This window comes from Pedobacter sp., assembly GCF_037719805.1.
In the GTDB taxonomy this organism is placed as follows: domain Bacteria; phylum Bacteroidota; class Bacteroidia; order Sphingobacteriales; family Sphingobacteriaceae; genus Pedobacter.
This window is the reverse complement of record NZ_JBBJLZ010000003.1, coordinates 153,946-174,734: the sequence shown is the minus strand read 5'-3', so window position 1 is coordinate 174,734 and position 20,789 is coordinate 153,946. Positions and strand designations below refer to the sequence as shown.

21 protein-coding genes are annotated in these 20,789 nt (G+C 43.2%); 2 read left to right on the top strand and 19 right to left on the bottom strand.

What is annotated here, in order from left to right; genetic code table 11:
* Positions 1–37: 37 nt before the first annotated feature.
* The 19 genes from ftsA to WKF66_RS10295 all read right to left on the bottom strand — a co-directional run bounded on the left by ftsA (position 38) and on the right by WKF66_RS10295 (position 18,917).
* Positions 38–1,396, bottom strand: a complete 1,359-nt coding sequence (gene ftsA, locus WKF66_RS10385; RefSeq protein WP_489674377.1) for a cell division protein FtsA — start codon at positions 1,394–1,396, stop codon at positions 38–40.
* A 26-nt stretch (positions 1,397–1,422) separates the two neighbouring features.
* A complete protein-coding gene (locus WKF66_RS10380) occupies positions 1,423–2,355 on the bottom strand; it encodes a cell division protein FtsQ/DivIB (protein WP_489674376.1) in 933 nt (310 codons plus the stop codon).
* Positions 2,348–3,703: a UDP-N-acetylmuramate--L-alanine ligase gene (gene murC, locus WKF66_RS10375; RefSeq protein ID WP_489674916.1), complete on the bottom strand. Its 1,356-nt coding sequence runs from the start codon at positions 3,701–3,703 to the stop codon at positions 2,348–2,350. The genes WKF66_RS10380 and murC overlap by 8 nt, the downstream gene beginning before the upstream one ends.
* Positions 3,703–4,818, bottom strand: a complete 1,116-nt coding sequence (murG, locus tag WKF66_RS10370; RefSeq protein ID WP_489674375.1) for an undecaprenyldiphospho-muramoylpentapeptide beta-N-acetylglucosaminyltransferase — start codon at positions 4,816–4,818, stop codon at positions 3,703–3,705. Before murG ends, murC begins: the two co-directional genes overlap by 1 nt.
* A 5-nt stretch (positions 4,819–4,823) precedes the next feature.
* Complete coding sequence (locus tag WKF66_RS10365; protein ID WP_489674374.1) at positions 4,824–5,990, bottom strand: FtsW/RodA/SpoVE family cell cycle protein; 1,167 nt, start codon at positions 5,988–5,990, stop codon at positions 4,824–4,826.
* Between the two features lies 1 nt (position 5,991).
* Positions 5,992–7,338 (bottom strand): UDP-N-acetylmuramoyl-L-alanine--D-glutamate ligase, encoded by a 1,347-nt coding sequence (gene murD, locus WKF66_RS10360; protein ID WP_489674373.1) that lies wholly within the window; start codon positions 7,336–7,338, stop codon positions 5,992–5,994.
* The gene (gene mraY, locus WKF66_RS10355) at positions 7,338–8,585 is read right to left on the bottom strand and encodes a phospho-N-acetylmuramoyl-pentapeptide-transferase (RefSeq protein ID WP_489674372.1); all 1,248 of its coding nucleotides are present in this window, start codon (positions 8,583–8,585) and stop codon (positions 7,338–7,340) included. The genes murD and mraY overlap by 1 nt, the downstream gene beginning before the upstream one ends.
* Entirely contained in the window at positions 8,585–10,042 is a 1,458-nt protein-coding gene (locus tag WKF66_RS10350; RefSeq protein ID WP_489674371.1) for a UDP-N-acetylmuramoyl-L-alanyl-D-glutamate--2,6-diaminopimelate ligase, read from the bottom strand. Before WKF66_RS10350 ends, mraY begins: the two co-directional genes overlap by 1 nt.
* Position 10,043: 1 nt before the next feature.
* On the bottom strand, positions 10,044–12,131 hold the full coding sequence (locus WKF66_RS10345) for a penicillin-binding protein (RefSeq protein ID WP_489674370.1): 2,088 nt from the start codon (positions 12,129–12,131) through the stop codon (positions 10,044–10,046).
* Positions 12,121–12,525 carry an FtsL-like putative cell division protein gene (locus WKF66_RS10340; protein WP_489674369.1) on the bottom strand — a complete coding sequence of 135 codons (405 nt, stop codon included), beginning with the start codon at positions 12,523–12,525 and terminating at the stop codon, positions 12,121–12,123. The genes WKF66_RS10345 and WKF66_RS10340 overlap by 11 nt, the downstream gene beginning before the upstream one ends.
* Positions 12,522–13,427, bottom strand: coding sequence for a 16S rRNA (cytosine(1402)-N(4))-methyltransferase RsmH (gene rsmH / locus WKF66_RS10335; protein ID WP_489674368.1), 906 nt, complete (start codon positions 13,425–13,427; stop codon positions 12,522–12,524). Before rsmH ends, WKF66_RS10340 begins: the two co-directional genes overlap by 4 nt.
* Positions 13,417–13,890, bottom strand: coding sequence for a division/cell wall cluster transcriptional repressor MraZ (gene mraZ, locus WKF66_RS10330; protein WP_489674367.1), 474 nt, complete (start codon positions 13,888–13,890; stop codon positions 13,417–13,419). Before mraZ ends, rsmH begins: the two co-directional genes overlap by 11 nt.
* Before the next feature lie 201 nt (positions 13,891–14,091).
* Complete coding sequence (locus WKF66_RS10325) at positions 14,092–15,285, bottom strand: phosphoglycerate kinase (RefSeq protein WP_489674366.1); 1,194 nt, start codon at positions 15,283–15,285, stop codon at positions 14,092–14,094.
* An 18-nt stretch (positions 15,286–15,303) separates the two neighbouring features.
* A complete protein-coding gene (locus WKF66_RS10320; RefSeq protein ID WP_489674365.1) occupies positions 15,304–15,735 on the bottom strand; it encodes a GNAT family N-acetyltransferase in 432 nt (143 codons plus the stop codon).
* Positions 15,728–16,723: a type I glyceraldehyde-3-phosphate dehydrogenase gene (gene gap, locus WKF66_RS10315; RefSeq protein ID WP_489674364.1), complete on the bottom strand. Its 996-nt coding sequence runs from the start codon at positions 16,721–16,723 to the stop codon at positions 15,728–15,730. The genes WKF66_RS10320 and gap overlap by 8 nt, the downstream gene beginning before the upstream one ends.
* 214 nt (positions 16,724–16,937) lie before the next feature.
* Positions 16,938–17,405 (bottom strand): CHAP domain-containing protein, encoded by a 468-nt coding sequence (locus WKF66_RS10310; protein WP_489674363.1) that lies wholly within the window; start codon positions 17,403–17,405, stop codon positions 16,938–16,940.
* Complete coding sequence (locus tag WKF66_RS10305) at positions 17,384–17,755, bottom strand: hypothetical protein (protein WP_489674362.1); 372 nt, start codon at positions 17,753–17,755, stop codon at positions 17,384–17,386. Before WKF66_RS10305 ends, WKF66_RS10310 begins: the two co-directional genes overlap by 22 nt.
* A gap of 104 nt (positions 17,756–17,859) precedes the next feature.
* Positions 17,860–18,498: a DUF6266 family protein gene (locus WKF66_RS10300; protein WP_489674361.1), complete on the bottom strand. Its 639-nt coding sequence runs from the start codon at positions 18,496–18,498 to the stop codon at positions 17,860–17,862.
* 188 nt (positions 18,499–18,686) lie between these two features.
* Entirely contained in the window at positions 18,687–18,917 is a 231-nt protein-coding gene (locus tag WKF66_RS10295) for a hypothetical protein (RefSeq protein WP_489674360.1), read from the bottom strand.
* Between the two features lie 149 nt (positions 18,918–19,066).
* On the opposite strand from WKF66_RS10295, the gene WKF66_RS10290 reads away from it, so the two are divergent.
* Together WKF66_RS10290 and WKF66_RS10285 are read left to right on the top strand one after the other, a co-directional pair.
* A complete protein-coding gene (locus WKF66_RS10290; RefSeq protein WP_489674359.1) occupies positions 19,067–19,990 on the top strand; it encodes a hypothetical protein in 924 nt (307 codons plus the stop codon).
* Positions 19,991–20,077: 87 nt separating this feature from the next.
* A complete protein-coding gene (locus WKF66_RS10285) occupies positions 20,078–20,755 on the top strand; it encodes a Sir2 family NAD-dependent protein deacetylase (RefSeq protein ID WP_489674358.1) in 678 nt (225 codons plus the stop codon).
* Positions 20,756–20,789 lie beyond the last annotated feature (34 nt).

Here is a 20,789-nt window from a genome sequence, read left to right as displayed (position 1 = left end):
TTAATAATGTGGAAAAGTCGTGATTTGTTGACAAATATTATGGCTTAATATAATCCTCATCACTCACGCTCATGTCGTCTTTGATGAAATCTTTCGTCTTAGCTAATAATTTATCAAATAAGCCACCACCCGGGCGCTTAATCTTCTCTTTATCTTTTGGTCGTTCTACAAAAACACCCGGTTGCTTCATTTCTTCCACCAACTCTTCCGCTTTCTGAATTCCTTTTATCAGTAACCCAACACTAGTCGCATACATCGGGCTCTTCAAATCGTCATAAATGGTTTTAGGCATGTCCTCGTACTTCGATAAATGCTCATTTGGATAACCAACCCTGCAATCTAACCCGGTTACATATTCTACCAACTGCGACAAGTGCTTCAACAAGGCACCGCCACCTGTGATGACTACTCCACCAATCAGTTTCTTTTCGTAGCCTGAAGATTTGATCTCATAATAAACATGCTCAATGATTTCTTCCATACGGGCCTGGATCACAAAGGCGAGGTTTTTTACAGAGATCTCTTTTGGCTCTCTTCCTCTCAATCCAGGAACACAAATGATCTCATTCTCCTTATTTTCTTCTGCCAATGCAGATCCGAACCTCGTTTTTAGTAACTCTGCCTGGTTACGCATTACAGAGCAACCTTCTCTGATATCTTCTGTAACGCTGTTACCACCAAAAGGGATCACTGCGGTATGGCGGATAATACCTTCATGGAAAATTGCAATATCAGTAGTACCACCACCTATATCTACCAAAGCAATACCAGCTTCTTTTTCCTCATCACTCAACACCGATTCTGAAGAAGCCAATGGCTCTAATATCAATTCCTGAGTTTGTAACCCTGCATGGGTCACACACCTCATAATGTTTTTTACCGCCGTCACCTGACCAGAAATAATATGGAAGTTCGCTTCTAACCGAACACCAGCCATTCCAATCGGATCTTTTATCCCAGGCTCATTGTCAATTGTGAACTCCTGAGGTAATACGTGGATGATTTCTTCTCCCGGCGGCATAACCAGTTTGAACATATCATCAATTAATTTATCTATATCTTTTTTGCCAATCTCATTATTTAATTCTCTTCTGGTCAGGATGCCTCTGTGTTGCAAGCTTTTGATGTGCTGACCAGCAATTCCTACGTTAACAACGCGGATCTCAACGTTAGATTGCCCACTGGCAACCTCTACTGCTTGTGAAATCCCCTGCACTGTCTTTTGGATGTTCGAAACTACCCCACGGGTAACTCCCGCAGATTCGGCTTTACCTATGCCCAATACTTCGATCTTCCCATGCTGCGTCCTCCGTCCAACGATTACGCAAATTTTGGTTGTACCAATATCCAAGCCTACTACTATTGGAGATTGTACAGATGGTTTTTCTTTGCCCATAACGGTAATATTTTGTTGAGTGTATATTATTTGTTTTTCCTGGTATTTGTCTTTGTTTTTTCTTCCTCTGCCGTGATCTGCTTTCTGATGTCCTCACGAATAATGGAGTCAATCGGAATCGGCTTCTTCACAGCGCTGTCGGCCGCATCTTTCTTAATTTGCGCCCGCAATGCTACAGAGTCAATGATATTCTTTTCACACACAATTTGATTGGTGTACTTAATGTTAATGGTTTTGTAAGTGTCCCATCCCACTTTTGGCATTGCCTGCTTATAAAAGGCAAGCAGGTTGTTCATTTTTACATCCAGAGAATCCGCTGTCCCTAAGATAATCTTCTGGATCCCTACCCTTGGAATCAGCTCAATATCATTTCTGTCGTTCACATACAGCTGTTCAATCTGGGCGTCCCAGATGGTATCAGTCTTAATATACAAGGCAGTCTTATATAGATCTGCGGCAAGCTTGGTAATTAACGTGTCTACTTTACCACTAAAATGTTCCATGATCCTGCCGTTTGCCACCAATACATTAGCAGTAAAATTGCCTGATACCGGCATCTTTAATCCATCTCTGTCAATGTAATAATCCTGGTCATTTGAATTTATGACTCTCAATATTGGCTGACGTTGCTGTATTTCGATGTGAATCACCCCATCCATATCCGCGTAAACGGTCGCAAAAGCGATGTATGGATTGGCCTTGATGCTCTTCTCAATTTCTTCCAGGTTGATGCCCTCTAGTTGGCGGCCAATCAAATTACCCTGACTCTGTCTCAATATGGCATCGATCTCTTCCCGCTCTATAAAATTATCAGCCCCCGGTATCAGGATCTTGATATCCTTGCAGGTAACCGTTTTCTGCTTGGCCCCCACAAAACTCATCAATACGACTGTTCCGCTCAGACAAAGCACCCAGGCGAAAACCTTGAACACTAATTTCCAGTTGATCCGCTTAAGCATGACTAAACAATTTTTTAAGTGGTTGAACTAATGTGTCAATATCGCCCGCCCCTACGGTAACCAGTAGTTCTGGTCTTTTATCTGCTACTGCATCTAATATTTGCGATTTCGTGTAAATGGCTTTTTCATCAAGGGTAATCTTACCTAGTAAAAAGTTGGAATCAATTCCGGTTAAAGGCTGTTCCCTGGCAGGATAAATCTCCAACAACAAAAGCTCATCTACACTGCTTAATACCTCCGCAAATCCATCTGCAAAATCACGAGTCCGCGTAAACAAATGAGGCTGGAAAATCACCGTCAGCTTCTTCGCCGGGTACAGTTCCCTTATCGCATCAAAGCAGGCCCTCAGTTCTTCAGGATGATGTGCATAATCGTCTACGTAAACTACTTCGGGAGTGTTCACGACATACTCAAAACGTCTTTTCACACCTTTGAAACTTGCGATCGCCTTCTTGATCAAATCACTAGCGATGCCCAACTCCAAGGCAACAACAATTGCAGCCACTGCATTTTCAATATTATGTCTACCGGGAAGCAGTAGTTCTAAGTCGCTGATCGAGTGTTTGCCATCCGAATAATCAAAAAGGAAACGTGCATGTTCCACCCTTATGTTAAAAGCGCTGATGCCAGGTATATTGTTTATTCCGTAACTAATTCCAGCATCCATCGGCAGCCCTGCTTTCACAAATAACGAACCGCTTTCCTTCAGCTGACCGGCAAACATTCTAAAAGATTCATGCAGCTGTGCCTCATCGCCATAAATATCCAGGTGATCAGCATCCATAGAAGTGATAACCGCGATATCCGGGTTTAAAGTTAAAAAGGACCGGTCATATTCATCTGCCTCAACAACCACCACATTATTGTTTCCAAGTATAAAGTTACTCTCGAAATTAGTGGCAATACCACCAAGGAAAGCAGTACAGCCAAAACCCGTATCTGTTAAAAGATGCGCAATAATAGAAGAGGTAGTCGTTTTGCCGTGAGTACCCGCAACAGCGATACAAAACTGACCTCTGCTTATAATCCCAAGCACTTCAGACCTTTTCTTCAATGCAAAGCCCTGGTCCTGGAAGTAATTTAAAATCTTTGAATCCTTAGGTATGGCAGGCGTATATACAACCAGGAGCTCTACGTCATCAGCCTGCAAATTCTCAGGAAGCGTACTTAACTCATCCAGATAAGAAATGGCCATACCCTCCTCTTCAAGAAGAGCAGTCAGATTAGTTTTCGTTTTATCGTAGCCAGATACCGCACATCCTCTGTTCAGAAAATAACGGGCAATAGCACTCATTCCAATTCCGCCAATGCCCACAAAGTATACTGTTTTGATTGCTTCCAGTTTCATCATCTCTGTTGCCCCCTTTCTGCCAGTGCCAGTACTTCCAAAGCGATCAGGTCATCCGCATCAGGCAGTCCCATTTTACCAATGTTTTCCGCCAGCTTGCGCATCCTGTTCTCATCTTTCAGCAATAACAAGGCTTCGCTTAGCAACGTATCTTCCGCAGAGCGATCGTTAATCAACAATGCAGCATTATATTTTACTAAGGCCATTGCGTTCTTTGTTTGGTGGTCTTCGGCAACGTTCGGTGAAGGCACCAGGATCACTGGTTTTTTAATCAGGCACAATTCCGCTATGGTGCCTGCACCTGCCCTCGAGATAATAAGGTCCGCAGCAGCATAGGCCATGTCCATCTTATTTAAAAACTCAAGTATCCTCACATTAGGGTGAAAATCGACACCAAGACGTTCAATAATTCCTTTATAATAGAACTTCCCTGTTTGCCAGATCACCTGTACATCCGCAGCGATGAGGTCCAAAAGGTGTTTCTCTACACTTTTATTCAACGTTCCAGCACCAAGACTACCACCTGTTACCAGAATAATCTTTTTTAAAGGATCAAGGCCCAGCATCTCTGCACCATGGTGATGCTTGTTTATGATATCGACCACGTCTTTGCGGACAGGGTTTCCGGTTTTTAATAAAGTATACGAAGGGAAGAACTGATCCATATCATCGAAAGCAACACAAACTTTAGCTGCCTTCTTGCCCAACCATTTATTCGTAAGTCCCGCGTAGGAGTTTTGCTCCTGAATCAGGTATGGAATACTTTTTAAAGAAGCTGCAAAAAGAATCGGTCCTGAAGCATAACCTCCAACACCTACAACCACGTCAGGTTTAAAATCACGGATCAGTTGTAAAGCTTTTTGTACGCTTCCAAGAACTTTAAATGGTAAACCCAGGTTCTTTACAATGGAACCCCGTTGAATTCCGCTGATGTTCAAGCCTACAATTTTATATCCGGCAGCAGGAACTTTCTCCATCTCCATTCTGCCAGTCGCACCAACAAATAATAGCTCACAGTCGGGCCTCATGCGCCTCAACGCATTCGCTATGGATATTGCCGGAAATATATGTCCGCCAGTACCGCCTCCTGAAATAATTATTCTTGCTGCTCCCATATCCTTTACGCCATTGCAGGGATCTCACCTACAATTATTTTTTTACTTCCGTACTCTTCTACATCTTTACTTACACTCAGGATGATCCCAAAAGCAATACTTGTAAAGAGCAGGGAGGTACCGCCCATACTTACCAGCGGTAATGGAACCCCGGTAACCGGTCCCAGTCCGACCGCTACTGCCATGTTTGCAAAGGCCTGTATCGTCAGACTAAAGCTTAACCCTGCGGCCAGCAGGGCCCCAAATGCCTTGGGTGCCTTGGTCACAATCCGCACACATCGGTACAGCAAGGTGACATAAAGCATCACCATTACTAAAGCGCCAAACGTGCCATATTCTTCCACTATAATTGCAAAGATAAAATCTGAATAAGGATGCGGTAAGAAATTCCTTTGTGTGCTGTTTCCTGGCCCTTTTCCAAAAGCTCCACCGGTAGCCAGAGCTATCTTTGACTGATCCGCCTGATACGTTTTATCAGAGTTCTGCAACTCCGGATGTAAATAGGAGTTTACCCTCGATTTATAAGTAGCAGACCGGGGGCCAAAGAACACAATAAACAGCAACAAGACCCCGCCTCCAGCGCAAACCATCATAATTTGCTTAATACTTATTCGTCCTATGATCAGCAATAAGATGCTTACACCAAAGAGCATTAACCCGGTTGACAAGTTGGCCCAGGCAATCAAGGCAACTACCGCACATACAGAGCCCATTATGGGTAAAAAGGCCTCTTTCACATCTTTAATATTCTCCTGCTTGCGGGTCAGCATCCTTGCCAAAAAGGTAATCAGCGCTAGCTTCGCCAAATCGGAGGTCTGAAAGGTCAAGCCGATCACTGGAATTTTAACCCACCTGGAAGCATCGTTAATGTGCTCCCCAAACGCTGCAGTATACAAAAGCAAAGGTATGGTGATGATCATCAGGATCTTTGAAATCCCTGCGTAATACTTATAATCCAGTAAATGCGCCACATAGATCATGGCAATACCAATAATTACAAAGATCACGTGTTTATACAATAAGTACTTTTCCACAGCCATCCCCTTGTTGTACGCAATTGTGCCGGTAGCACTGTAAACAGTGAGAATAGAAATCATAGACAACAGGATAATGATCAGCCAGATCCAGCGGTCACCTCTTGTCTTATCCAGAATGGTACTGATAGCGATCATATTATAATTCTTTTACGGCAGCCTTAAATTGGTTACCCCTGTCTTCGTAATTCTTAAATAAGTCAAAGCTTGCACAAGCTGGTGATAACAATACCGTATCTCCTTTTTTCGCAAGGTGGTAAGCAACCTGCACGGCTTCATGGGCAGAGAAAGTGTTCACTATGATCTCCACATCATCCTCAAAAGCCTCGTGAATGCGCTTGTTGTCTTTACCCAAACATACGATCGCCTTAACCTTCTGATGCACCATATCTTTCAGCATCTCGTAGTCGTTGCCCTTGTCAACGCCACCCATGATCAAAACCACACCGTTGCTTACGCTTTCCAATGCATACCAGGTAGAGTTTACGTTGGTAGCCTTAGAATCATTAATGTAATTCACACCCGAGATCTTCGCTACGTGCTCCAGTCTATGCTCGATATTCTTGAAATCCCCCATGCTCTCCCGAATGGTAGCATTGCGAATTTCCAGTACTTTGGCAACTATGCCCGAAGCCATAGAGTTGTAAATGTTGTGCTTGCCCTGTAAGGCTAACTCTGATATCGACATGGTTAATGGCTCGTTTTGGTTTATATTGATCTGTATGTTGTCGTTCTCTAAATAGGCACCGTTCTCAATCTTCTTACGGATAGAAAAAGGATAAGCCTTTGCATTGATTCTGTTCTTCTTCAGCATCTTTATCGTTTCTTCATCGTCGGCACAGTAGATGAAAACATCATTGGCCGACTGGTTCCTTGTGATGCGCATCTTTGAGGCCGCATAGTTGCCCAGCTTGTAATCGTACCTGTCTAAATGATCAGGCGTAATATTTAACAGCACGGCGATGTCTGCCTTGAACTCATGCATATCATCCAGCATAAAACTGGAGAGTTCCAGCACATACCATTCAAAATCTGCAGTAGCCACCTGTGCGGCGAAGCTATTTCCAACATTGCCCGCCAAGCCTACATTCAAACCCGCATTCTTCAAAATGTGGTAAGTCAGCATCGTTGTGGTCGTTTTACCGTTCGACCCGGTAATACATACCGTTTTTGCATTGGTATATCTTTTTGCAAACTCGATCTCCGAAATCACCGGGATCTGCTTTTGCTTGATCTCCTTGATAATCGGAACCGTATCGGGAATCCCCGGGCTCTTGATCACTTCGATTGCTTCCAAAATAAGCGATGACGTATGTTGCTGCTCTTCGAAAGGGATATGCAAAGCTTCCAGCTGACTTTTATATTGACCAGGAATAACGCCGAAATCAGATACAAACACGTCAAAGCCCTGCTTCTGCGCCAGCATTGCCGCACCCACACCGCTTTCACCGGCACCTAAAACAACGATCTTCCCTTTATCTAGCATTATCTGAGTTTTAAAGTGATGAGGGTAATGATAGCCAGCAAGACTCCAATGATCCAGAACCTGGTTACAATTTTCGCCTCATGAAAGCCTTTCTTCTGATAATGGTGGTGCAATGGCGCCATCAAAAACACGCGCCTGCCTTCGCCTGTCCGTTTCTTCGTGTATTTAAAATAACCAACCTGGATCATCACGGAAACATTCTCGACAAGGAACACCCCGCAAAGAATAGGAATTAGCAACTCCTTGCGGATCAAAATCGCAAAAACGGCGATGATCCCACCAATAGCTAAACTTCCGGTATCGCCCATAAAAACCTGGGCCGGATAAGAATTGTACCAAAGGAAACCGACACAGGCACCCACAAATGCTCCAGCAAAGATCATCAGCTCGCCGGAGTTCGGGATATACATGATGTTCAGGTAATCGGCGATAACCGTGTTACCACTTACATAAGCCAAAATGCCAAGCGTCAGCCCAATAATTGCAGAGGTACCCGTAGCAAGACCGTCAATCCCATCCGTAATGTTTGCACCGTTTGACACCGCGGTAACAATAACGATCACAAACAGCATGAACACAAACAACGCATATTTCTCATAACCAGGACCTAAAAACTTAAGGACTTTGGCGTAGTCAAACTCATTGTTTTTGTAAAACGGAAAGTTGGTTAGGGTAGACTTCACGTCCTGGGTATAGTAGAAGCTCTCTCCTTTTTGACGCAATACCATGGGTGCGGCGGCTTTGGTCGGACTAACTTCATCAACCGTTTGCCTTACTACTATATTAGGATTCGAATACATGGTCCAGCCAATGATGATCGCTAAACCAACCTGTCCGACTACTTTAAACCTGCCTGCTAAACCTTCCTTGTTTTTCTTAAATACTTTAATGTAATCATCAACAAAACCGATGACGCCCATCCATACTGTGGTAACGATCATCAGGATCACGTAAATGTTCGTGAGGTTGGCCAACAGTAAAGTAGGGATCAGGATTCCCAACAGAATCATAATACCACCCATTGTAGGCGTACCTTGCTTTTGCATTTGTCCTTCTAAACCGAGATTTCTTACCGGCTCACCCACCTGCATCCGCTGCAGATAGTTGATGATGCTCCTACCGAAAACAGTAGTAATCAGCAAGGAGATAATAATAGCCAGAGAGGTTCTGAAGGTGATGTACTGAAACAACCTTAATCCGGGAAAATCATAATTCTGATTCAAATACTCGAATAGATAATATAGCATTAGTTGATTAAGTTAAATTGTTCCAATAAAATCTCCTTATCATCGAAATGATGCCTAACCCCATTTACCTCCTGGTATTTCTCGTGCCCTTTTCCTGCGACTATAATAATGTCTCCCGGTTTTGCCAGGTGACAAGCAGTCTTGATCGCTTCCTTTCTATCTGTGATACTCAATGTTTTTCTTTTGTTTGTTGGTGACACTCCTTGCTCCATTTCCTGGATGATCGTTTGCGGATCTTCCGTTCTTGGGTTATCAGACGTTAATATCACCTTATCGCTCCAGTCACAAGCCACCTGAGCCATGATCGGACGTTTTGTTTTGTCCCGGTCGCCGCCACAGCCGATCACCGTGATCACCTGCTCGTTACCCTTGCGGATATTCTGAACCGTACTCAATACATTTTGAACAGCATCCGGCGTATGCGCATAATCCACAATCCCGATCACGCCATTTTTAGAGCTCACATATTCAAACCTGCCCTCTGCCCCATCCAGGCGACTTAAAGTCGTCAGTACCGTCAATTGATCCTGACCAAGTAATAAGGCAGTGCCATAAGCGGCCAGTAAATTATAGGCATTAAATGAGCCCACCAGTTTAAAAAACACTTCTATCCCGTCTACATCGAGGTGGAGACCATTGAAACTGTTTTCTATAACGGTAGCCTTGTAATCTGCCAGTTGCTTTAAAGCATATGTTTTTTTAGTTGCTTTTGAATTCTGCAGCATGACCATGCCGTTCTTATCATCGGCATTGGTTAAAGCAAAGGCCGTTTTAGGCAGCATATCAAAGAAGCCCCTTTTCGCGCGGATATAGTTATCGAATGTCCCATGAAAATCAAGGTGATCATGAGTGATGTTAGAGAAGACGCCGCCAACAAAAGTAATTCCCTCAATCCGGTGCTGAACTACCGCATGAGAGCTCACTTCCATAAAGCAATACCCGCAACCTTCAGCTACCATTCTATCCAACAGTTCATTCAGCGCCAAAGGATTTGGTGTAGTATGCGTAGCAGTAATGACCTCGTCGTTGATCTGATTCTGAACTGTGGAGATCAAACCAACCTTATAGCCCAACTCCATAAACAATTTAAACAATAGCGTAGCGATGGTCGTCTTTCCATTGGTACCGGTAATACCGACCAGCTGAATCTTAGCGGATGGATTGCCATGAAAGTTCGAAGCCATTACACCAAGCGCAGCAGACGGATCTGCTACCTGGATATAAGTAAGGCCATCCACCCTATCTTCAGGTAAGTGCTCACAAATGATCACTTCTGCACCCGCTGCTATGGTTGTCGCAATGTAGCCATGGCCATCGACAAGCGTCCCTTTGATTGCAAAGAAAACCGAGCCTGCCACCACCTTCCGGGAGTCAAATACAAGCGCAGCCACTTCCCTGTTGGTGGTCCCAACGAGTTCCTTGATTGCTACGCCATATAATACTTCCTGTAATTGCATCTTATTGTAATTCTATAATTAAAGCGTGGCCTTTACCTATTCTGGAGCCCGCAGCAATGGATTGCGCCACTACCTTTCCGCTTCCCTTAACTTTCGTTCTCAGACCGGCATTTCCAGCAAGGAAAAGCGCATCTTTCAGCCCCATGCCTTTGATATCCGGCATGAGCCCTTTTACCGTATTAAATTCCTCATAAGCCACCCCGTTGTTCGTATCCAGCTTCGCAGTTTTTGAAGCATAAAGGGCCTTAATTCCTAAAGCACTGTACACCTTTTTCACCTGCTTGGTCGGACCGATCTTCGCTTCCGGGTTAACTGTATTCCCTACCAGATGAGTGGAGATCTTGTTGTACATCTGCGCATCACTGGCGTAGATCCTGTCGGCAATTTCTCTAAATGGCGGACCAGCTACCAATGCAGCATAGTACTCCCCTTTAGGATCATTGATCACGACGATCAACGAATATTTAGGATTATCTGCCGGAAAATACCCGCAGAAAGAACTTTGGTATTGTCTTTTCGCCCTATAACCGTTTTTGCCGTCTGCCACCTGTGCAGTACCTGTTTTACCTGCGATAGGATAGAATTTAGAAGCGAGGCTTTTTCCGGTACCATTGGTAAAGACACCTTCCAACATGGCTTGCATCTTTTTAATCGTTTTCGGGGAAGCGATCTGATCATTGATCACCCTTGCCTGAAACTGCTTGATTGGATTGCCCAGCTTGCGAATTTCTTTCACGAATATAGGAGCCACATACTTGCCGTCTTTAGCGATTGCGTTGTAAAACGAAAGCATTTTCAAAGGCGTAAGTAACATCTCATAACCATAAGCCATTTGCGCCAGTGTCTGATTTTTATTCCAGCTCTTATTCTTAGGATTCTTAATCACCGGTTGAGCCTCACCAGGAATCTGCAACTCCAGTTTCTCGTTCAGGTGCCAGTCGTACAAATGATCTGTAAACTTCGCCGGATCATTTCTATAATGCGTGTTCACCATCTGGGCGATAGCTGCGTTGGACGATTCTTCAAAAGCCCTTTTAACGGTAACCACACCAATACTTCCGTGGGAATCTTTGATGAGTTTACCTGGAACTTTGTAGTTTCCTGTTCCAATCATAGAGTTGGTATCTACCATTTCGTCTTCCAGCAGCGCCATATAAGATGCCACTTTAAAAGTAGAACCCGGATCCTGGTTACCTGCAATTGCATAGTTGAAGGTTTCCTTATATTCTCCTTTAGCCACTTTCGTGTAATTGGCAATAGCCCTGATCTCTCCGGTTTTCACTTCCATTAAAATAACGGCACCATGATGCGCATCACTGGCAATCAACTGTTTCTCCAACGCTGACTGCGCAAGATCCTGCATGTTGATGTCAATGGTAGAAATGATATCGGCACCCTCTTGAGGTGCAATTTCAGCTTCGTCATTAATTGGCATCCAAACCCCACCGGCGATCCTTTGCATCAGGCGTTTACCTGATTCCCCGTTGATGTATTGTCCGTATGCCCCTTCCAGACCAACCCCGTTCGCTACGTTTTCATTCTTGTAACCAATGGTACGGGCCGCAAGAAATTTAAATGGCCTGATCCTTTTGTTTTGTTGAACGGCGATCAAACCACCGGTATGCTTTCCAATATTATATAATGGGAATGCGCGAACCGCTTTCAGGTCCTGATACCCTACTTTACGTTTAATCAACAGGTAACGTTCTCTATCCCGTCTGGCAGAACGCAGGTAACGGGAATAGGCTTTCGCACTTTTGTCCTTGAAATAATCAGACATCGCCAATCCCAAAGAATCTACCTTTGAATTGAACACCTTGTCATCGGCAATTCCACCTGCATACGTATCCATGCGCAGTTCGTACTCTGGTATAGACGTTGCCAGCAGACTACCGTCTACCGAGTAAATATTTCCTCTGGCAGCTTCTACAGTGACGTACTTTGTAGAGAGACTATCGGCCATGGCACGCCATTTTTGTCCCTCTACAAATTGCACATCACCAAGCCTAACTAATACTGCCACGGCAAACAGCACGATCAGTCCAAAGGAAAGGTAAACCCTTAATATTATGTTCTGTCTAATGTTCATTTCTGCTGACTACAATTTTATTTGGTGGTTCAGTTAATTCTTTAATTCCCAGCGTATCTACTTTTTTGGCTACTTCCGTCAGTTTACTCTTAAACATCAGGTCGGCCTTTAGCGATTTATACTCCCAACTCAATTCTTTTACTTCTTTGTTCAATTTATCAATGTTGCGGATGTTCTTCACTGCCATGTGACTATTGGCGATGTATAACATGCATAACACGGAGATGAAGATCAGGAAAGGCAATGCCTCCGTTGCTGCTTCTTTACTCACTACCCCATCTGTCAAAAACTTCCGAAAAATATTATCCTTCTCCGGCGATTTCCTTTTAGGCTTGGGCTCCAGCTCCTCTGGAAGCTCTTCCTCTTCTATATCTCCTCTAAACCGGTTACTCATAATCTTTCCCCAATTCTAAGTTTCGCACTTCTGGACCTGCTGTTCCTAAGCAGTTCCTCTTCATCAGCAATGACCGCCTTACGGGTGATGACTTTGAAAGGCTTTTCCTCGTTGCCGAAGAAATCTTTCTCCACCTCACCACGAAATTTTCCTTTGGCCAGGTAGCTTTTAACCGGCCTGTCTTCCAGCGAATGGTAAGACATGACGACTAACCTTCCACCCGGTTTTAAAACATCGGCGGTTTGCAACAAGAAATTCTCGAGCACCTCGATCTCCGCGTTCACTTCAATGCGAAGTGCCTGGAAGACCTGGGCCATATATTTATTCTCTTTTCCTTTAGGGATCTGAGCTTCAATTACTTTTTTAAAATCTGAAAGCGTTACGATTGGCTTTTCGACGCGACCAGTGGCCACTGCTTTAGCGAGCGACCTGGCATTCTTAACTTCCCCGTAGATGCCGAAGATCTTGTGCAGCTTATCTTCCGCATAGGTATTCAATACCTCAGCGGCAGTTAACTTACCTTGCTTATCCATCCGCATGTCCAGCGCCGATTCAAACCTGGTAGAGAAACCACGTTCCGGCTCATTGAACTGGTGAGAGGAAACGCCAAGATCAGCAAGAATACCGTCTACCGTTTTGTAACCCAATAAGCGCAAGTTGTTTTTCATAAAAGCGAAGTTCTGATCTACGAAATGAAAGCGTGGGTCTTCGATCACATTGCGTTGCGCATCAGGATCCTGGTCAAAGGCGATCAAAACGCCGTCTTTGCCCAGATGCTTCAGGATTTCGCGGGAGTGACCACCTCCACCGAACGTCACATCCACATAAACCCCGTTGGGTTTGATGTCCAATCCGTTGATGCATTCTTGTAATAATACAGGGACGTGGTAATTATTCTCCATTTGGCCTCCTGTTCTTGTTGCCTAAAAGCTCTTCCGCCAGGTTGGCGAAATCGGCTGGCTCTTTATCAAATTGCGCTTCATAGGCAGCTTTCGACCAGATCTCGATCTTATCGAACTGGCAGGCCAGCACTACTTCTGCATTCACCTCGATACCTACCGACTCCATTAGAGAGTTGGGCAGATTGACACGACCAGTAGCATCCAGAGGAAGATCTGATGCGCCGCGGGTGAAATAGCGAATAAATTCTCTTGTTTTTTGTTCGTATTGGTTGAGGGTGGAAAGGTCTTCGACGATCGTTTCCCAGACTTTCCGAGGATAGATGGTGAGGTGTTGCTCAAATCCACGTTTGATGATAAGTCCCTCTTTGTCAACGTTAGGCAATTGCTTAATTAGCTTGGAAGGCACCATCAAGCGGCCTTTCGCATCTAATTTACAATCAAACTCTCCTAACAACTGAACCATAATATAATATGCGCTTTTTATCTAGTGTAAAAATAGATACTTCTACCACTTTTTACCACATCCTACCACAAAAAGTTTTCAACATATTATTTTGCGTATACCATGCGCCTTAGCGACCCTTTAGAGGCCGAAAACCCGGTGGTAAACAAAACAGGCGTTCCGGTATAAAGGGAACGCCTGCTCTAAAAGTTCATCTGAGGGCTAGTCGTTAATCGCCTTAACCCCAGGCAATTCCTTGCCTTCCATATATTCGAGCAATGCACCACCACCGGTAGAAACATAACTTACCTGATCTTCTAAACCGAATTTTGCGATCGCCGCGGCAGAGTCGCCGCCACCGATTAAAGAGAAGGCATTATTGTCTTGAGTAGCCGCTACAACTGCGTCTGCGATTGCACGCGTTCCCTGCTCAAAATTAGCCATTTCAAACACGCCCATTGGACCATTCCATAACAGCGTTTTTGATTCTTTGATCACCTTAGAAAACAGCTCGATAGACTTCGGACCGATATCAAGACCCATCCAATCTGCTGGGATCTGACCAGAGTCGACCGTATCTTTTTGCGCATCGTTATTGAAATCATCTGCGATCACCGTATCGAGTGGAAGCAATAAGTTTACCCCTTTAGCTTTAGCTTTATCCAGCAATTCGAGGCAAAGCGCCATTCTATCTGCTTCCAATAAAGAAGTACCTATTTCACCACCCTGAGCTTTAGCGAAAGTATAAGCCATACCCCCACCGATGATCAGGTTATCGACTTTATCCAGGAGGCTTTCGATCAATAAGATCTTATCAGAAACCTTGGCGCCACCCATGATGGCAGTAAAAGGTTTTTCAGCACCATGATTTACTTTTTCGGCATTTTTAAGCTCTTCGGCCATCAGGTAACCGAAGTATTTATCATTAGGGAAGAATTCTGCTACGATAGCTGTAGAGGCATGAGCACGGTGAGCGGTACCGAAGGCATCATTCACATAGATATCACCAAGCTTCGCCAATTTACCAGCGAAATCTTTGTCGCCTTTCTCTTCTTCTTTGTAGAAGCGAAGGTTTTCCAGCAACAACACTTCACCTGGAGCAAGCGCAGCTGCAGCAGATTCAGCTTCCTCACCGATACAATCGGCAGAGAACTTAACTTCTACATTCAGCATTTTTGAAAGATCAGCTAAGATGTGTTTCAAAGAATACTTGTCTTCCGGACCACCTTTTGGTCGGCCGAGGTGTGACATTAAGATCACGGAGCCACCATCTTTTAAGATTTTATTGATGGTAGGCAATGCGGCGCGCATGCGTTTATCATCGGTAATATTAAACTCCTTATCCAGGGGTACATTAAAATCGACCCTGATCAGGGCTTTTTTATCTTTGAAATTACAATCGTCTACTGTTCTCATTATTTTTGAAGTAAAAGGTTATCTTAAAGTTTTGATCATGTTAAAGTGCATGCCTATCCCTAGAATTTCAAACTCTTCGGAGGCGATGCGGAAGCCTAATTTCTCATAAAAGCCTACTGCGCCAACACGGGCGTTGCACCAAATATAAGAAGCATTCTGAGAACTGAGCTCGCTCAGCGCAAAATTTATGATGGCTGCCCCCTGGCCCTGGCCCCTGTAATCAGGATGAGTGGCCATACCCCGGAGGCGGACTCCGCCGACCGGTTGATCGGGGTAATCCTCCCAAAAGAAGGTAGCTATGGAGGTGACTTCCGCTCCGGTATAGAAGCCGAGGTGAAAACCATCTTCATTGGCATCTGTGGGGAAGATGCATCTCTGCAATTCGATCCCATTTCTGAGGACCTTACTTCTAAGGGGCAGTGTTTGTGCTGCGGAGATGTACTTAACCATTTTGTTGATCTATCTTTTGAACAAGGTCGGCCAATCTTGCGGAGTAGCCGAATTCATTATCGTACCAGCCTACTACTTTGACCATATCACCTACGATGGAAGTTAGCTGTGCATCAAATATACAAGAATGCGGGTTATCCAGAATATCTACGGAGACGATTGGATCTTCCGTGTATTCGAGGATGGTGCTCATTTCATTGTCGGCCGCCTTTTTAAAAGCTGCGTTGATGGCTTCTATGGAAGTTTGCGTTTTGAGGAGGCAGGTGAAATCTGTGAGGGAGCCATTGAGGACCGGAACCCTGATCCCGGCCCCACCCAGTTTATTGTCAAGTTGCGGGAATATGCGGGTGATCGCTTTCGCCGCGCCAGTACTGGTTGGAATAATGGAAGCAGAAGCGGCTCTGGCTCTGCGAAGATCTTTATGTGGGGCATCGTGCAGGTTCTGATCACCAGTCATGGAGTGTATGGTGGTGATGTATCCTTCAAGCACACCCCAATTGTCGTCGAGAATTTTTACCATTGGTGCAACATTATTGGTGGTACAGGAAGCGTTGGAAAGGATGGCTGATTTCAAATCAATATCTGCATCATTGACACCGAGCACCACGATGGGCACATCCTTATCCGGAGAAGGTGCAGAGATGATGACCTGTTTTGCACCGGCGAGGAGGTGTAGTTCAGCGCCGGACCGTGTGATGTACTTACCGGTAGATTCGATGACCAGATCAATATCTAATTCTTTCCAGGGAAGCGCTGCGGGATTGGGCTGTCTGAATACCCGGATGGACTTACCATTGATGAGCAGGTGATCATTTGCGAAGGAAACCTGACCTTTAAAACCACGGTGCACCGTATCATATTTAAAGAGGTGAGCAAGAGTAGCGGGATCACCGAGGTCGTTTATGGCGACAACATTTATGTTTCGTTCGAGGGCTGTGCGTAAGAATATACGACCGATCCGACCAAAACCATTTATTGCGACGTTCATTATTTTTCTATATTCAAGTACTGTTGAATGCAAAAGTACCGATAATCAGAGACTATATTTTATGCCAAACTCTAATAAAATTCTCAAGCTAAAAAACGAATCATATGTTAGCTCAAACAAAATAAGCCTGCCCCAATAATGGTGAGCAGGCTTGTAAACAGAGACACTAAGTTTAATTGATTTGGATCCAAGATTGTTAATCTCTTTCAAACATTTAATGGATCCAATTTGAATAATAACGTATTGTCTGCTTCTTCCTCAGCTTTCTATATACGCCATCTCCCTCTCTGGACCCTAAAGCGTTCGTGTTGCCTTCTATCGTTGTCAGCCAGTCATTTCGGATAGACTCTACGATTCCACAGTGTCCGACCCTTTTAAGATTAGGAAAATAAATTCCAAAGATCATTCCAGGCTCTGGTTCTTTCGAACGTTTTGAATGCGGGAATAGCGCGGGGCTCCATGCTGATTTGGGAAGTTTGTAGCCAGCCTTATTATAAACCCAACTTACGAACGCCGCGCACCAGGGCGCTCCTTTTTCGAAACCCACATAAGCAAGATAAGCTTCAACACGTATACCACTGTTTGCATTATTTGTTTCCCTGACCCCGATTTCTTCTCGGGCGTACTTGATAATTCTTCCATAACCATTTTCGTTTTTTCTTATAAAACTGCTACCAAACACCCAACTCCCGCTAAAAGAAGTAACGCATAAGAAGCATAATAGAAGCCTATTTGTTGCCATACTGCCATAGTATTAAATTGTGAAACCATATTTCCAATAATTGGTAATCCTACTGATTTGAGTGCCTTTATAAAGAGCCAACCACTTAATCCCACCATTCCTATAAAGCATATTAAGCTTAAGACAATCAATATTAATATGCTGGGGTCCACATAACCAGTTGTCTGATCACTAGTGAACAGTAACATTTGTACTAAGGGCCATGCTAATATCAAAATAATGAGTACCAACACTGGCTTCAAAAGTTCAATTATTTGCTTCTCTCGTATTCCATTAGCTATTGTTTTCATTTTTTTTCAGTTTAAAATTTGTTTACTTTTTTGTTAAAGAAAGATTGGCCTTTTAGACCATCCGAAACGTTCTTTTCTTTTGTCTCAAAGGCCAATCTAAATTGTTAGAGCAGAGTTATCGATCTAAATTCGCTTCTTGAAACGACATCCTCTTCATGATTCATGAATGAAATCCAAACATGAAGTAGCTCAGTACTCATCGAAGCTGGAACGCTTAATGTGTACGCTAATGCGCCTCTGGTAACTGGAGCAATTAGTTCTAAGAACTCACCAACCACTGGGCAAAAAGCAAAAATGATCAACTTGTCAGTAACATTATGCTTTCCTGAACCAACGTTAGCATCCCAGGTAAGCTCGACTTCAGCACTTGCTATGGCTGACATTACCCAGTTGCGGGCTCCAAGTAATGGTCCCTTGCTTAGCTGCACTCGTGAGTAGTCGAGCGCAAAGTTGGGTGAGACTCCTGTGATCGCATCGTCCAATACTTGCTTTACAGCGGAGTTCATAGATGAACCAGTAGTCTGGTAAGCTTGATAACCAATTTGGATGACGTTGAGTGCATTGCTCAACCACCTTGTTACTAATCCGAATTTTAGCCTTTGATTCAATTGTAAAATTGTCGGCTGTTTTGTTGATTTTGACGGACGCATTGAGAAAACATTTTTCCCTTTTCTTCTGCGTCCAACGTTGTTACCTGTTCTCCCGATTAAATCGTAGTAAGGTCCACCCATTAAAAATCCCATGATCTTCTTTTTTAAGTTAAATTATTTTGTTGTTTAAAGCACTAGTTAACCATCCGGCCGGTAAGGTGTTTCCAATTGCTGAATCAAACGTAATGACAATTACTTAACTATTTGTTGATCAGTTATTTATGATATATTTTGATAGGATTTGATAGTTTTTGATCTATTAAAAGAATGCTTTTTACAGGTTATAAAGTAGACTTTGCATAAAACCACTTCTTCCCAATCTTTTTGCATTTGAATGTCCCATCAGTTCTTCTTCTAAATAGAGTCATATCGCCTATATGAAGTAGAGCTTTGACTTCTACTCCATCTAACCAAACATCTTGCTTAGAAACATCCAGGGAGCTTGGGTTCACTTCAGAAGATTCAAGTATCCGAGTCAATAGCAACTCAATTCGTAATAGAACATCTTTCATACGTATCGTTTAAGGAATTTCAATAATCGAAAGTACATGTGAACCGCCTAATCTTTTTAAAAATGCATGCCTCAAAATTACCAACGATAAAATTAAATTCATGAACGATAAAACCATTAATCGTCAATTAAAAAGAATTACCATAAATAATGACTAACCTTACAATCCCAATGACCAAATACAACGCACTCAATACCTTAAGCGGGACCTTCTTAATATTAAACAACGTGTTGAGACTTCTATTCTCAATACCGGTGGCTTTTGCCTTGGTAATGCATGCAGAGACTATTGAGCTTACAGCTTTGGTTCAATTGAAAGGGTTTATGCCCGCAATGATTGCTACTTCTTTAGCTTCATTCATCGTTTTACAATATGTTCACATTCAAAATAAGACTTTAAATAAAGCATACCCTTGGGAAAAGTCTTATAAGGAAAGACTAACAAAGCAATTTTCGCAGTGCATTTTAGCTCCAATAGTAATAGCATTCCTATCCGCTACAATATACTACGGTAGGTATCGCATCGTAATTTCCGACACTGCCTGGTTCACTCATTATTTCATGCCAATTGCACTACTTATATTTGTGCTTAACTTATTGTATGTGGCTAAAGATGCTTTTTTTTTAATCATTAAACCACAGCCTGACTTCGCTTCTGAACTGCGTATCGACAAAAACGCTGACGAAGTTAAAACGATAGTTAAATATGTGAAGTTACCACTTACTTCTAAAATTAAGAACTTTCGAGAAATATGCTTTATCAAGAGTTTCCAAGGAACTCGCATCGCATACACGAAAAGTGGAGATCAATTTGAATGGCCACACCCTATTTGTGACTCCTTGTCTCATTTAGAAGTTGGGAAATACCTGGAAATAAATAGAAGAGAGATCATTGAGAAAAACAACATTGATGACATTACAGAAAATAAACGAATCTTTTTACTCACCTTGAGACATCCAGCAGGGATTGTAGTAAGGGTAAGTCAAAGACATTCTGACGATTACAGGCTTATCTTCCAACACTTGAAGAAGAAGATCGAGATAGCAAACTCAAAAAAGACTGCAACTAAATGAGTGCAAAGATTCGGCTACGAAATATTTATTGTTGATACAAACCAATAATCCATTCTCAATTAATAACGTTATCATTAAACATCAATTATGAAAAATATCGTAATACTGACTGGCTCTGGTATTAGTGTAGAAAGCGGCTTAGAAACGTTTAGAGGTGTCGATAGTTTATGGGAGGGCTATAACTTGTTAGATGTAGCTACCCTTGATGGCTGGAAAAGAAATCCAGGGCTAGTTCAGGAGTTTTACAACTTACAAAGAGGTAAGGTATTGAAGGCAGTGCCTAACCTGGCACATTTAGCTTTAGTTCACCTGGAACGCGCTTTCAATGTGCATATAATAACACAGAATGTAGATGATCTCCATGAACGAGCCGGTTCCAAAAATGTATTGCACCTTCATGGTGAAATTACTAAAGCACAATCTGATGTCGACCCCTCATTAACATACAATATTATTGGTTCTGAAATTACTTCTAATGACAAGTGCATTCATGGAATGAGTCTTCGACCTAACGTTGTTTGGTTCGGCGAATCGGTGTCAAATATGAACTATGCAATATCACTGTGTAGCAGCGCAGATATATTTGCTGTCGTTGGAACTAGTTTAATGGTAATGCCTGCGGCAAGTTTAGTTGATGAAGTACCTTTATATGCACAAAAATTTATCATAGACCCCGACCCTAGTATAGACTACTTTAACTCTATTAAGATTAACAAAACCGCTTCTTTAGGTGTAGAGGAGCTGGTCAAGTATTTGGTGAAATAAGCGACACGTCGCTTGAAATTTTTATGTGTCCACA

What these genes read in the sequence shown, in the direction of transcription:
- ftsA (WP_489674377.1), bottom strand. Translation starts at nt 1,396, where the DNA reads ATGGGCAAAGAAAAACCATCTGTACAATCTCCAATAGTAGTAGGCTTG.
- WKF66_RS10380 (WP_489674376.1), bottom strand. Translation starts at nt 2,355, where the DNA reads ATGCTTAAGCGGATCAACTGGAAATTAGTGTTCAAGGTTTTCGCCTGG.
- murC (WP_489674916.1), bottom strand. Translation starts at nt 3,703, where the DNA reads ATGAAACTGGAAGCAATCAAAACAGTATACTTTGTGGGCATTGGCGGA.
- murG (WP_489674375.1), bottom strand. Translation starts at nt 4,818, where the DNA reads ATGGGAGCAGCAAGAATAATTATTTCAGGAGGCGGTACTGGCGGACAT.
- WKF66_RS10365 (WP_489674374.1), bottom strand. Translation starts at nt 5,990, where the DNA reads ATGATCGCTATCAGTACCATTCTGGATAAGACAAGAGGTGACCGCTGG.
- murD (WP_489674373.1), bottom strand. Translation starts at nt 7,338, where the DNA reads ATGCTAGATAAAGGGAAGATCGTTGTTTTAGGTGCCGGTGAAAGCGGT.
- mraY (WP_489674372.1), bottom strand. Translation starts at nt 8,585, where the DNA reads ATGCTATATTATCTATTCGAGTATTTGAATCAGAATTATGATTTTCCC.
- WKF66_RS10350 (WP_489674371.1), bottom strand. Translation starts at nt 10,042, where the DNA reads ATGCAATTACAGGAAGTATTATATGGCGTAGCAATCAAGGAACTCGTT.
- WKF66_RS10345 (WP_489674370.1), bottom strand. Translation starts at nt 12,131, where the DNA reads ATGAACATTAGACAGAACATAATATTAAGGGTTTACCTTTCCTTTGGA.
- WKF66_RS10340 (WP_489674369.1), bottom strand. Translation starts at nt 12,525, where the DNA reads ATGAGTAACCGGTTTAGAGGAGATATAGAAGAGGAAGAGCTTCCAGAG.
- rsmH (WP_489674368.1), bottom strand. Translation starts at nt 13,427, where the DNA reads ATGGAGAATAATTACCACGTCCCTGTATTATTACAAGAATGCATCAAC.
- mraZ (WP_489674367.1), bottom strand. Translation starts at nt 13,890, where the DNA reads ATGGTTCAGTTGTTAGGAGAGTTTGATTGTAAATTAGATGCGAAAGGC.
- WKF66_RS10325 (WP_489674366.1), bottom strand. Translation starts at nt 15,285, where the DNA reads ATGAGAACAGTAGACGATTGTAATTTCAAAGATAAAAAAGCCCTGATC.
- WKF66_RS10320 (WP_489674365.1), bottom strand. Translation starts at nt 15,735, where the DNA reads ATGGTTAAGTACATCTCCGCAGCACAAACACTGCCCCTTAGAAGTAAG.
- gap (WP_489674364.1), bottom strand. Translation starts at nt 16,723, where the DNA reads ATGAACGTCGCAATAAATGGTTTTGGTCGGATCGGTCGTATATTCTTA.
- WKF66_RS10305 (WP_489674362.1), bottom strand. Translation starts at nt 17,755, where the DNA reads ATGAAAACAATAGCTAATGGAATACGAGAGAAGCAAATAATTGAACTT.
- WKF66_RS10300 (WP_489674361.1), bottom strand. Translation starts at nt 18,498, where the DNA reads ATGGGATTTTTAATGGGTGGACCTTACTACGATTTAATCGGGAGAACA.
- WKF66_RS10295 (WP_489674360.1), bottom strand. Translation starts at nt 18,917, where the DNA reads ATGAAAGATGTTCTATTACGAATTGAGTTGCTATTGACTCGGATACTT.
- WKF66_RS10290 (WP_489674359.1), top strand. Translation starts at nt 19,067, where the DNA reads ATGACTAACCTTACAATCCCAATGACCAAATACAACGCACTCAATACC.
- WKF66_RS10285 (WP_489674358.1), top strand. Translation starts at nt 20,078, where the DNA reads ATGAAAAATATCGTAATACTGACTGGCTCTGGTATTAGTGTAGAAAGC.